Source organism: Acetobacterium paludosum (assembly GCF_008086595.1).
GTDB lineage: Bacteria > Bacillota > Clostridia > Eubacteriales > Eubacteriaceae > Acetobacterium > Acetobacterium paludosum.
In genome coordinates this window covers 39059-51922 of record NZ_RXYA01000004.1, presented here as the reverse complement: position 1 = coordinate 51922, position 12864 = coordinate 39059, and the positions used below count along the sequence as shown (strand labels likewise).

At 44.2% G+C, this 12864-nt stretch carries 11 protein-coding genes; all 11 read left to right on the top strand.

Features of this window, described 5'->3' with window-relative positions:
* Positions 1-161 precede the first annotated feature (161 nt).
* The 11 genes from FZC41_RS05285 (at position 162) to FZC41_RS05235 (ending at position 12616) form a co-directional block, all read left to right on the top strand.
* The gene (locus FZC41_RS05285; protein WP_148566359.1) at positions 162-1148 is read left to right on the top strand and encodes an ABC transporter substrate-binding protein; all 987 of its coding nucleotides are present in this window, start codon (positions 162-164) and stop codon (positions 1146-1148) included.
* A complete protein-coding gene (locus tag FZC41_RS05280) occupies positions 1123-1920 on the top strand; it encodes an ABC transporter permease (RefSeq protein WP_148566358.1) in 798 nt (265 codons plus the stop codon). The genes FZC41_RS05285 and FZC41_RS05280 overlap by 26 nt, the downstream gene beginning before the upstream one ends.
* Positions 1905-2543: an ABC transporter ATP-binding protein gene (locus FZC41_RS05275; protein ID WP_148566357.1), complete on the top strand. Its 639-nt coding sequence runs from the start codon at positions 1905-1907 to the stop codon at positions 2541-2543. The genes FZC41_RS05280 and FZC41_RS05275 overlap by 16 nt, the downstream gene beginning before the upstream one ends.
* A gap of 98 nt (positions 2544-2641) precedes the next feature.
* Positions 2642-3472, top strand: a complete 831-nt coding sequence (locus FZC41_RS05270) for a Cof-type HAD-IIB family hydrolase (protein ID WP_148566356.1) — start codon at positions 2642-2644, stop codon at positions 3470-3472.
* Between the two features lie 26 nt (positions 3473-3498).
* Entirely contained in the window at positions 3499-3882 is a 384-nt protein-coding gene (locus FZC41_RS05265) for a RidA family protein (RefSeq protein ID WP_148566355.1), read from the top strand.
* A gap of 77 nt (positions 3883-3959) precedes the next feature.
* Positions 3960-4613, top strand: a complete 654-nt coding sequence (locus tag FZC41_RS05260) for a helix-turn-helix transcriptional regulator (RefSeq protein WP_148566354.1) — start codon at positions 3960-3962, stop codon at positions 4611-4613.
* Positions 4614-4909: 296 nt separating this feature from the next.
* Positions 4910-5620, top strand: coding sequence for an isoprenyl transferase (locus FZC41_RS05255; protein WP_148566353.1), 711 nt, complete (start codon positions 4910-4912; stop codon positions 5618-5620).
* Entirely contained in the window at positions 5604-6473 is an 870-nt protein-coding gene (locus FZC41_RS05250; protein WP_148566352.1) for a phosphatidate cytidylyltransferase, read from the top strand. The genes FZC41_RS05255 and FZC41_RS05250 overlap by 17 nt, the downstream gene beginning before the upstream one ends.
* Positions 6474-6481: 8 nt before the next feature.
* Positions 6482-7276: a M50 family metallopeptidase gene (locus FZC41_RS05245; protein WP_148566351.1), complete on the top strand. Its 795-nt coding sequence runs from the start codon at positions 6482-6484 to the stop codon at positions 7274-7276.
* Between the two features lie 11 nt (positions 7277-7287).
* The gene (gene ispG / locus FZC41_RS05240; RefSeq protein ID WP_148566350.1) at positions 7288-8352 is read left to right on the top strand and encodes a flavodoxin-dependent (E)-4-hydroxy-3-methylbut-2-enyl-diphosphate synthase; all 1065 of its coding nucleotides are present in this window, start codon (positions 7288-7290) and stop codon (positions 8350-8352) included.
* Between the two features lie 16 nt (positions 8353-8368).
* Positions 8369-12616, top strand: a complete 4248-nt coding sequence (locus tag FZC41_RS05235; RefSeq protein WP_243136662.1) for a PolC-type DNA polymerase III — start codon at positions 8369-8371, stop codon at positions 12614-12616.
* The last annotated feature ends 248 nt before the right edge of the window (positions 12617-12864 follow it).

The following is a 12864-nucleotide window of genomic DNA, read 5'->3' as shown; positions in this document are numbered from 1 at the left end:
CTGACAGAAAAGAAATTCTGATTTGGAAGGGATGAGTTCAAAACTAAAAACCTGTGTAAACAGGTGATTTTGCTTACAACCTTCCTATTCTAAAACAGGAAGGTTTTTTACTGGAGACTAACCGTATCAAATAAGAATTTAAGGAAAAGGATGAAAAGAAAATGAAAAATAAGAAATGGATGGTTTTACTTGGCTGTTTGCTGGTGTTCTGCTTCGGCTTAACCGCCTGTCAGTCAAAACCGGCAGAACCGCAAACTGTCAAGGTCGCTGCACTTGCCGGACCGACTGGAATGGGGATGGCGGAAATGATTGCCAATGGAGCAGATCTTGGAACAAATGTCACCACTGAATTTACCGTATCCAGCGCACCGGATCAAGTAACGGCGGGTGTCATTAGCGGAGACTTCCAAATTGCTGCCCTGCCAACAAATTCAGCGGCAGTGCTGTACAATAAAACCGAAGGCAAAGTTATTCTGGGTGCGGTTAACACCTTAGGCGTGCTTTACGTGGTTGCTGATCAATCAGAAGGAATTGCCACAATAGCAGATCTTAAAGGAAAAACAATTGTCGCCAGCGGACAGGGTTCAACGCCTGAATATGTACTGAATTATCTTTTAGCAAAGAACGGCCTGACACCAGGAGTAGATGTAACCATTAACTGGGTAGCTGAACATAGTGAAGCAGTCACGCAATTGGCTTCCGGCGCAGCCACGATTGCTATGATACCAGAACCCTTTGTTACCACGATTGAATCAAAAAAAGCGAATATTGTAACCGCAGTCGATGTGACAAAAGCCTGGGCCGATGCCAACAATGGCTCGCAATTAGAAATGGGCTGTGTGGTTGTGAATAAAGAATGGGCTGAAGCCAATCCTAAACTGGTCGAAAAATTTATGGCAGCTTATGAAAAATCGGTAAAAGATGTCAATGATAATCCTGCCGATGGTGCTAAAAACATTGTCAAAGCCGGTGTTATGGCTGATGCGGCGCTCGCGGAAAAAGCGATTCCAAACTGTAATATTGTGTATATTTCGGCCGCCGATGCAAAAGCATCGCTGAGTTCATATTACACGATCCTAGCCGGATTTGATCCAAAATCCATTGGAGGGAAAGTTCCTGGCGATGATTTCTACAAAATTGCAAAATAAGCAAATACAGTCACTAATAAAAATAGCAAAAAAAATAGGAGTTGCCCTTTTCTGGGTGCTCCTATGGGCAGTAGCAGCCTGGTGGGTTGATAGCTCACTGGTGCTGCCTTCGCCCCTTGATACCCTGAAAGGAATCATCACCTTGTCAGGGAATTTTAAGTTTTTTGTCAGTATCGGGGTGACTTTATTGCGTGTCTTCGGAGGCGTTACTATTTCAGTGGCACTGGGATTGGTACTTGGCCTGATCGGTGGACTCAATAAACCGTTCTATGAGATTATGAACCCTTTTGTAAGCATCATTAAGTCATTACCGGTGGTATCCGTCATCATTCTTATTAATTTATGGATCGCTTCAGGAGTGGTGCCGCTAGTGGTCACCTTTCTTATTTGCTTTCCGGTCACTTGGACCAATGTGGTGCAGGGGGTCCATGCAACCGATGACAATCTCCTGCAAATGGCCAAAGTTTACAATGTTTCACAGCAGCGAATCATCCGGGATATCTACATTCCCGCAGTCAAACCCTATGCCGTATCAGCCTTGATGAATGCCATCGGATTGGGTTGGAAGGTCACGGTTACCGCCGAGGTTTTAGCCAATGCACTGCCTTCAGTGGGAATGAATCTTTACTATTCAAAAATATATTTAGAAACGGATCTGCTGTTTTCCTGGACCTTCGTCATTGTGATGTGCAGTTATATCATTGAAAAAGTGACGCTGTATATTATTGAACGTAATAAAAGAAAGGGCGCCGATCAATGTCAATTGTCATAAAGAATTTAAAAAAATCCTACGGCGATCAAATCATTTTCGATGATTTCAATCTCGTTCTCCAGGAAAAAAAAATAACCGGGATTTTAGGACCGTCAGGGGCCGGAAAAACAACTTTACTAAATCTCTGCTGCGGCTTAGAAAAGCCGGATAGCGGCACCATTGAAGGAATCAATCCAACGTCCATCTCCTATATTTTTCAGGAACCCCGTCTTTTGCCATGGCGAACCATCCGGGAAAACCTGCGGTTTGTTTTCAAAGGACAATCCATAAAAAAGAGCGGCTCTCATGATAAAGAAATTGACGAAATGTTGAGAATGGTGGGACTGGACACCGTCGGAGACTATTATCCCCAGGAGCTCAGCGGGGGAATGCGACAGCGGGTTGCTATTGCCCGGGCCTTTCTTTATCCATCGGAACTGTTGTTAATGGATGAGCCATTCAGCAGTTTGGATTTGATGTTAAAAAATAAGCTGATGGGAGATTTTCTAAAAATTTGGGAACAGGACAAACGAACTGTTGTTTTTGTAAGTCACAATCAAGAGGAAATTAATCAGCTGGCCCATGAAGTTCTGACATTTTCAGATAAACCGGTGAGAGTTCTTAAAAGAGAAACAATTTATTAATCTTGTAAAGGCTTACCTTGTGAAAAGCCTTTTTTTTATGTTAGAATTAAAAATGGAAGACTAAATAAAAAATATAAGAAACAAGATTGGAACAAACAATGGATATAAAGTTAATTGCACTCGATATGGATGGAACCACCTTACAAAAGGATTATAAGTCTATTTCGCAAAGAACAGAAAATGCCTTAAAAGATGCCATCGCCAAAGGAATTCACGTGGTTCCTTCAACCGGAAGAATTCTGGGGCAACTGCCGGAATCGGTTATTCGTATCCCCGGTATTAATTATGCCGTGACATCAAATGGTGCAGCAGTCATGAATTTAAATACCGGCGAAGCGATCAGTAATAATTTTATCGGGACCGGAAGCGTAAGAAAAATCATTCAAACGCTTACCCGCCGAGGTCTTTTTTGCGAAGTCTATTATAAGGGTGATTCCTACAGTGACAATCGCTATCTTGAAAATGTAGAAAAAATTAATGACTTTTCACCGGATCAGGTTAAATTTATCAAATATAAATCCAATCAGGTGGATAACATGTTGGATTTTACTTTTGAACATGCTGCCGAAATCGAAAAAATCAATATTCCCTTACTGAGTGAGCAAATTCACCGAAACCTCTGGCAAAAATTTTCGCGAATTCATGGGGTGATGATTACTCAGGCGGTGGCAGGCAACATTGAAGTAAATCACCGTTCAGCGAATAAGGGTGATGGGTTAAAACAGCTTTGTAAAATATTAAAGCTTGATCCCAAAAATATAATGGCCATTGGAGACAGTGATAACGACTTGCAAATGATCGAATTTGCCGGTCTTGGCGTGGCCGTGGGTAATGCATCGGACGATGTTAAGGCCATAGCAAACCGGATAACTCTGCCTTTTGATCAGGATGGGGTTGCCCACGCAATCGAAAAGTATGCTTTATCTTAAAAATAAATTTAAAGGAGAAAATTAAAATGAATAAAAAAGCAGTTAATTCAGACCAGGCACCCGCAGCAGTGGGCCCCTATTCCCACGCTTATTTAGCGGGAGAAACCTTATATATATCCGGGCAACTGGGCTTAAACCCGGAAACTGGTATATTGGAAGAAGGCATCGAAGCACAGGCGGAAAGAGGCTTGAATAATCTTGCCGGTATTCTGGAGAGTGCGAGCCTTAGCCGAAAGAATATTGTCAAAACCGTTATTTTTTTAACTGATATGGACGATTTTGTGTCAGTTAACGCCATTTATGCAGATTTTTTCAAGGATCAAAATGACTATCCGGCCCGTTCCTGTGTTCAGGTGGCCGCACTCCCCAAAGGCGCGCTTTTTGAAATTGAAGCGATCGCAGTTAAGTAAAATTGTTTGATGTAAACTGGCAGCGAAGCTAACGGCAATTTTGCAAGGACTAAATTAGTAAAAAGAGAGGGCAAAAAGTGAATAAAAAACTGGAGACCTACGTTTCCCTGGTTGATTTTATTGCCGAGTTCATGGGAGCGAATACCGAAGTAGTTCTTCACGATCTGACTGACTGGCAGCATTCCGTGGTCGCCATCCGCAATGGACATATCAGTGGCAGGGAAGTTGGGGCGCCCATTACTGAAGTGTCGTTAAAAATACTGCGAAGCGAAGTACATAAAAAAGTACCCTTTATGAATAACGACCCCATGAAATTCAATAAAAGTGAAACCATTAAGTCCGCCACCTGGTTTATTAAAGACGAAAATGAAAGCTTGATTGGCATGATTTGTCTAAATTCGGATTGCCGTGATTTGATTGCCGCCCGAAATATTTTAGATAAAATGATTAATCCGCCGATATTGGACAAAGACAAGGCCGAAAAGGGTCCTGAAAAAATTAACATTGATGTAAAAGCTTTGGTTGATAATAATCTCGATCATATTTCAAGAGATCTATCGAAGAAAATGAAACGATTATCAAAAGAAGAAAAGATTGACGTCGTTGGAAAATTAAATGAAATGGGAACCTTTACGGTTAAAGGGACCATCTGGTATTTAGCCAATATCATGGGAATATCCGTTCCCACCCTGTATCGATATATCGCAGCGGCAAAAAGAACTGAAATTTAGACTGCAGATTAAGTATCATACCGACAATTGTTATATCATGTTGTTTGCCTCAGGGCGAACAGGCGATCGCTTGTCCGAAATGTGCGCATACAACAGATTAACAATTGATCGGTATGATACTTTGCAGACAATCATGCTTGATTTCAAGTCTTAAATGAATCTTGTTTCCCGGGATTGATTGGTGATGGAATTTACAAATCGCTAAAAATAGCATATAATAACTAAAGGTAAAAATTAGTAAGTAAAGAATAAGATAAATTGATAAACTGCAAATATGAGAGAAATAGAGGTGCAATATGACAAGTCAGCTGGATAAAGATAATCTGCCTGAGCATATAGCCATAATCATGGATGGTAACGGCCGTTGGGCGAAAGCAAAAAACCGCCCCCGTTTATTTGGGCACAACGCCGGGATGAAAACATTAAAGAAAATTGTCCGGGCATCTTCAGATGCCGAAATAAAAGTACTCACCGTATATGCTTTTTCGACAGAAAATTGGAAACGCAGTAAAGAAGAAGTTGACGGTTTAATGAACATTGCAGTCGAATATTTCAGAAAAGAAATTGGCGAATTAAACCAGAATAATGTCAAAATTAATGTCATCGGCAATTTAGCCGGGCTGGGCCAAAAAGTAAGAGAAGCATCCGAAAATGCAATGAAAACGACCGCTGCAAACACTGGTCTGCTTTTTAATGTGGCGCTGAATTATGGTGGACGGGATGATATCACTCATGCGGTTAAAGAAATAATCAAAGCAGGCATTTCCCCAGAAGAAGTGACTGAACAAGACATCAGTGATCGCCTTTATACTAAAGGTCAGCCGGATCCGGACTTACTCATTCGAACCGGAGGAGAAGGTCGGTTTAGCAATTTTATGCTGTGGCAGTTTGCGTATACAGAGTTCTTTTTCACCGATATCTATTGGCCTGATTTTGATGAAAAAAGCTATTACGAGATAATTGAGAGTTACCAAAAAAGGGATCGGCGCTATGGATCGGTCAAATAGAAGACAAGCAATCAGAAGACAGGCAATCAGAAAACAGGAAAATAACTCGATGAAGGCGCGTATCTGGACAGCCGTCATTGGGGTTCCGCTGCTTGTATTTTTCTTGTATTCCGGGGGCATTTTATTGGTTATTGCGGTTTCTTTCCTGACCCTTGTTGGGATCCTGGAATATTCAGGAGCAGTTAACCGATTGATTCGGCCAAAAATAAATATCGTCTTCATCGTTATTTTAGCTGCCATGTTAATCATCACCATTAAGCTGGATTATTATTCGGTGATATCGGTTTTGTTAATCGAATTTATTGCCGTAGCCTGTTATGAAATATTATCCGGCAGCGTTGGCATTCAGCGGTTAAGTGCGACACTAATGGGATTGGTCTACGTTCCGGTGATGTTTGGTCATCTGTTTATGTTTGAAACAATCAACAAGGGGATTTTCTATTTATGGATGGTATTTGTGATTGCCTTTTCAACCGATACGGCCGCTTATTTTGTTGGTAAAGCCATTGGCAACAGAAAAATAGCGCCCAAAATAAGCCCTAAAAAAACGATCGCCGGTTGTGTCGGGGGAATTGTTGCCGCGGCCCTTTGCATGGTTCTTTATGGCTCGATTCTGGGCAGTTATTTCAATTTTGTTTTACCCTGGTATTTGTACTTTGCGGTGGGATTATTGGGAAGCATTGCCGGTCAATGCGGAGACTTTACCGCCTCCATGATTAAAAGAAAAGCTAAAATAAAAGACTACAGTCATATTTTACCTGGACATGGGGGGATACTGGACCGTTTTGACAGTACCCTGTTTATCTTACCCCTGATTTATATTTTTGCTAAATTTACAATTGGAATTGCATAGGTGAAATTTTGAATTTGATATCAATACTGATTACAATATTCATGATCTGTATTTTAGTGATCGCACATGAATTTGGACATTTTTTTGTAGCTAAAAAAACCGGCGTTTTCGTAGAAGAATTTGCCATCGGCATGGGACCAAAATTATTTGGACATCAGGGCAAAGAAACACTGTTTTCCATTCGGGCATTGCCCTTTGGAGGATTCTGCAAAATGCGGGGCGAAGAACCGGAGTTCGACGAAGAAGGAAATATCATTCCCAAGGATCCGAGCATCCTGCCTGATCCCCGAAGCTTTGAGGAAAAAAATAAGGGACAGAAATTATTGATATTAGTGGCCGGTTCGGCGATGAACATTATCTTTGCGATCGTCTGTTTATTTATCGTCGCGCTGTTTACCGGTCATACCAATATCTTTGACGCCGTTGGTACCGCTTTTTACAACACCTGGCGGTTTGCCGGTTTAATTTTTCAATCATTTGCTATGATGTTCGCCGGTCAAGTTGCCCTTAACGACATCGCCGGTCCGATTGGGATGGTTTCCATGGTGGGAACTTATTTAAACAGCGGCTTTATTATGCTGCTGGCATTTACCGCCATGCTCAGCGTCAATTTGGGAATCATCAATCTTTTCCCGATTCCGGCGCTGGACGGCGGCCGGATTTTTATTATTTTAATCGAGTTGGTGTCCCGTCGGAAATTCAACCCGAAAACAGAAAACATGATCAATTTTATCGGCTTCATGGCATTAATCGCATTGATGCTGCTCATTGCCGTGAATGATATCATGCGGTTGGCAGCTTAGGAGAAAACAGGTTGGAAAAACGAAGAAAAACAAAAGTTGTGCAGATTGGCTCGGTGGCCATCGGCGGAGATAACCCGATTGCGATTCAGTCCATGACCAATACCGACACTCGAAATATCGAAAGTACCGTTAGTCAGATTATCGGCCTGGAGATTTCAGGATGCGATATTGTCCGGGTGGCCGTTCCGGATCAGGAAGCAGCCAATGCCATTGCCGGGATAAAAAAAGGGATTCATATTCCGCTGGTTGCTGATATTCATTTTGATTATCAGCTGGCGCTGACCGCCATGGAAAATGGCGTCGATAAGCTGCGGATCAATCCCGGAAACATCGGTTCGGCAAATGGCGTCAGAGAAATTGTGGCTATGGCAACGGAAAGAAAGATCCCCATTCGCATTGGCGTCAATGCCGGATCTCTGGAAAAAGAAATACTGGCGAAAAATAACGGCGTCGCCACCCCGGCAGGAATGGTGGCGTCAGCCCAAAAACACATTCAGCTGCTGGAAGAAGCAGGTTTTGACAATATTGTGGTGTCGATGAAAGCATCCGATGTACGCTTTACCATTGCCTCATACGAAAGCTTTGCCAAAGAATATGATTACCCCCTTCATTTAGGCATTACCGAAGCCGGCATCCTCAGAAGCTCAGCGGTAAAATCCGCCATGGGCATCGGCTACCTGCTTCTTAACGGCTTGGGCGATACTCTCCGGGTATCCATTACCGGAGATCCGTTGGAAGAGATTGAAGTGGCCCGGGATATTCTCAGCGCCATTGGCCGGTATGAAGGTAAAAGAAAAAAGGTCGAAGTGATTTCCTGCCCCACCTGCGGACGTACGGAAATTGATCTGATCGGCATTGCCACCGAGATCAATGAGCGCCTGCGCGGCGTTGATAAAAACATCAAAGTCGCGGTGATGGGATGCATCGTCAACGGTCCGGGAGAAGGCCGGGCGGCGGATATTGGTATAGCCGGCGGAAAAAACAAAGCCGTGTTATTTAAAAAAGGCGAGATAATAAGAAGTTTAAAAGAAGATGAAATCATCTCGGTGCTGATGGAAGAAATAAATAAAATGTGAGGCGAATTCATTGAGTATGTTAACCCAACGTCAGGAACGATATCAAAAAATAATAGCAGACTATCACTTGGTGACCGATAGTATCAAAATCAATTCCAGTCAAGGGGAATTGATTTTTAAGTTTATCAGTTCCAAAAAGGAAACCGATACCGAGAACATTCAAACCGCGTTTGAGGAGATTTTCGATTATGCCAAAGCCCTGAAAATAGAAGTTTCACCCCGACAATATCAGGATGGGGAACAGCTGCTTTCAACAGATGCTCAGGGCGTCACCCAGCTGATGATGGGGATCAACTCCAAAATATCAGCGATTTTGTTGGTGAATACCCTGATGGCAGAGAGAAAAACCTTTTATGTTCGCGGCCGATCCACCGGTGAAATCGACGGGGAGGCTTTGACCATTTTCCGGAGCCGCTTTAAACGTCTGATTGCGGAAAACTATGGACTGGAGGATGCCGACCTGGTCGTTCGTTTTAGCGACGAGGAATCGGTAACCGAAAAAAGTCAGCAGGATCTGCAGAAGCGTTTGGCGACCATTAAACCGGTGGCACCCAAAAGCAGCACCGGCACCGCAAAATTGTCAAAGGCGGAAAAGCCTGGCGATGTGGTGATGGGAAGGAGAATCATCAATCAGATCGACCAGCTCCGAGAAGTTGACTTCAGTATCAATAGTGAATTTGAAGGAAAAACGATTGTCGTCAAAGGCTGGGCTTTTGGGGTCAACACCCGGCCATTAAAAAGTAATAAAACGCTGCTGACCTTTAACATAACCGATGATACCAGCAGCATAACCTGTAAAATATTCACCGATAAAGAAGAAGTTGTTGAGGCAATCAGAGAAGGCGGCTGGTATCTGATTGAAGGGAAAATCAATTATGATGACTATTCCCAGGAAATGATGTTTTATCCGAAGAATATCAATCTTTCAAAAGAAACCATCCGAACCGATGATGCGCCGGTAAAAAGAGTCGAACTGCATCTGCACAGCCAGTTCTCCGCCATGGATGCTGTAAGCAAGGTTGAAAAAATAATGAAGCAAGCTGCTGATTTCGGCCATGATACCATTGGGATAACGGACCACGGGGTTCTGCAGGCCTATCCGGAAATGATGGAGCTGGGAAGAAAGAAAAAGATCAAAGTTCTTTACGGCGTGGAAGGCTATCTGGTCGAAGATCAGCTCAATGTGGTTTTCGGTGATCAGGATCAGGACTTCTGCGGCGAGTTTATTTTCTTTGATTTAGAAACAACCGGCTTGATTCCGGGAAACCATAAAATCATTGAAATGGCCGCTGTTAAAATAAAAAACAAACAGATCATCGACAGTTTTACAGCTTTAGTCAACCCCCACTGCGAAATTCCGCCTTTTATTACCGAGCTCACCGGGATCACCAATCAAATGGTCGAAAACGGGATTGAACAAGAGGCGGCACTGAAACAGTTTCTGGAATTTGCCGATGGAACTATTTTAGTGGCCCATAATGCCTCATTCGATATGAGCTTTTTAAACACGGCCTTAGCGGAATATGGTATTCAGCGGGATAGCACATCCGTGGATACCCTGGCAATGTCCCGATGCCTACTGACCGGCATCACCAAGCACACCCTGAAAAAACTCTGCAGTCATTTTAAAATAGACATGCAGAATCATCATCGCGCCTTGGACGACGCCGCCGCTTCGGCAAAAGTATTTGTCAAACTCATGGGTCTGGCAGAAAAGAAGGGCTGCCTATCGATTCAGACATTAAACAGCCTTTCCAGCCAGGAACGAAGCATCCGCATCAATCCCACCAATCATATCATTATTTACGCTAAAAACCAGGCGGGAATTAAAGATTTGTATCGGCTGGTATCCGAGACCCACCTCAATTATTTTTATAAAAAGCCGCGAATCCCAAAATCGTTGCTGGCGGAAAACAGAGAAAACTTTCTAGTTGGTTCAGCCTGCGAGGCGGGGGAATTATTCACGGCGATGATGCACAATAAATCGAAAACCGAAATTATGCAGATCGCCAATTTCTATGATTATCTGGAAATCCAGCCTCTGGGAAACAACCAGTTCCTGATTGACAACAACAGCGTTCCCGATCAGGAGGCGCTTAAAGATTTAAACAAACGAATCATTGATTTGGGAAAAAGTCTGAATAAACTGGTGGTTGCCACCGGGGATGTTCATTTTGTCAACAAAGAAGATTCGCTTTACCGGGAAATCCTCTTTACCGGGCAGGGCTATAAAGATGCTCATAAACAGCCGCCCCTGTATTACCGAAATACTCAGGAGATGCTGGATGAATTCGACTATCTGGATGAGGAAACCGCCCGGGCTGTGGTCATCGATAATCCCCGAAAAATAGCCGCTTTAATGGACGAAGTGCTGCCGATCCCGGACGACACCTTTCCACCGGTGATCGAAGGATCAGATGACGAAATCAGAGCAATGGTGGAAAACAAAACTCAGGAACTTTACGGGAATCCGCTGCCGGAAATCGTGGAAAAACGGATGAACCGCGAACTGGATTCCATTATCGGAAACGGCTACTCCGTGCTTTATCTGATTGCCCAGAAACTGGTGCATCATTCCATGGAGGACGGCTATCTGGTTGGCTCCCGGGGGTCGGTTGGTTCTTCCTTTGTGGCAACAATGTGCGGGATTACCGAGGTCAACCCCCTGGCCCCTCACTACCGCTGTCCCAACTGTCAGCATTCCGAGTTTTTCAATGCGGCTGACGTTGGCGTCGGACCCGACTTAAAAGACGCCGACTGCCCCCACTGCGGAACAAAGATGGAAAAAGACGGGTTCGAAATTCCGTTTGAAACTTTTCTGGGGTTTGAAGGCGATAAAGAGCCAGATATCGACCTCAATTTTTCCGGCGATAATCAGGCTGAGGCCCATCACTACACCGAGGTGCTTTTCGGCAAAGGAAAAGTCTTTCGCGCCGGCACCATTTCAACCATTGCGGAAAAGACGGCTTTTGGTTTTGTGAAAAATTATTATGATGAAAAAGAAATAAAAGTGCCGCGAGCGGAGTTGGAACGGGTCATCAAGTGCTGTGCCGGAATCAAAAAAACAACCGGCCAGCATCCTGGCGGAATCATGGTCGTTCCGACCTACAAAGACATTTATGATTTCTGTCCAGTGCAGCATCCTGCAGATGATACCGAAAGCGACACCATCACCACCCATTTTGCCTATGAGTCCATCAGTGGACGGCTTTTGAAGCTGGATATTCTGGGTCATGATGATCCCACGATGCTCCGCATGCTGCAGGATTTAACCGGCATCGACCCGGTAAAAATACCGCTGGATGATGAGAAAGTGATGAGTCTTTTTGTATCCACCAAAGCCCTGGATTTAAAAGACGATGATTATGACTCGCCGCTTGGCGTCTGCGGGGTTCCGGAGTTCGGCACCAGTTTTGTCCGGGAAATGCTGCTGGACACCAAACCAACCGCTTTTGCGGATTTAATCCGGATATCCGGATTATCTCATGGCACCGACGTGTGGCTGAATAATGCCCAGGAGCTGATCAAGCAGAGAACGGTGACGATTAAAGAAGCAATCTGTACCCGAGATGATATCATGCTCTATTTACTTGACAAAGGGCTGGAAGCCAAAACTGCCTTTACAATTATGGAAAAGGTTCGAAAAGGGAAGGGACTGACACCGGAATTTGAAAAAGCGATGCGCGATTGCAAGGTGCCGGAATGGTATATTGATTCCTGTAAAAAGATCAAGTACATGTTCCCGAAAGCCCATGCCGCCGCCTATGTAACCAGCGCTTTTAGAATCGCCTGGTACAAAGTGTATTATCCCCTGGCTTATTACGCCACTTATTTTTCAGTCCGGGCCAGTGAATTTGATGCCCAGCTGGTCACCCAGGGAAAAGGCGCCGTGGTCGCCAAAATGAACCAGATTAAAGAAGTGGGAATAAAAGCTTCCAACAAGGAAAAGGGTCTGCTGACAGTGCTGGAGATTGTCTATGAAATGCTGTGCCGAGGTTATTGTTTTAAAAATGTGGATGTGTATGAATCCCACTACAGCAAATTCCGGATTGTAGAAGATAGCTTGTTGCCGCCGCTCAGTGCCTTGGATGGGATTGGCGAAAAAGCCGCCCAGCGAATCTTCGAAGAGGCCCAGGTCCGGGCCTATATGTCACGGGAGGATCTGCAGAACCGCACCAAAGTCGGCAAAGCGGTCATCGAGACCCTTGAGAAACAGGGCTGCCTCAACCAGCTGCCGGCTTCAAACCAGATTGCCTTTTTTTAGGACAACGAAAATAAAAGCCAATTAAGGCTCAAAGGGGCGATTCCCAAACGAATGTTAATTTAGGCTTGTAGGGGCGATTCTCAATCGCCCGGGGACGTCGGTTAAAAGATCGACGTTTCGGGCGATCATGGATCGCCCCTACGGTATGATGCATGATGGTATTCAAGAAATGTAGGGGCGATTCTCAATCGCCCGGGAACGTCGGTTGAAAAGATCAACGTCTTCGGACGATCATGGATCGCCCCTAC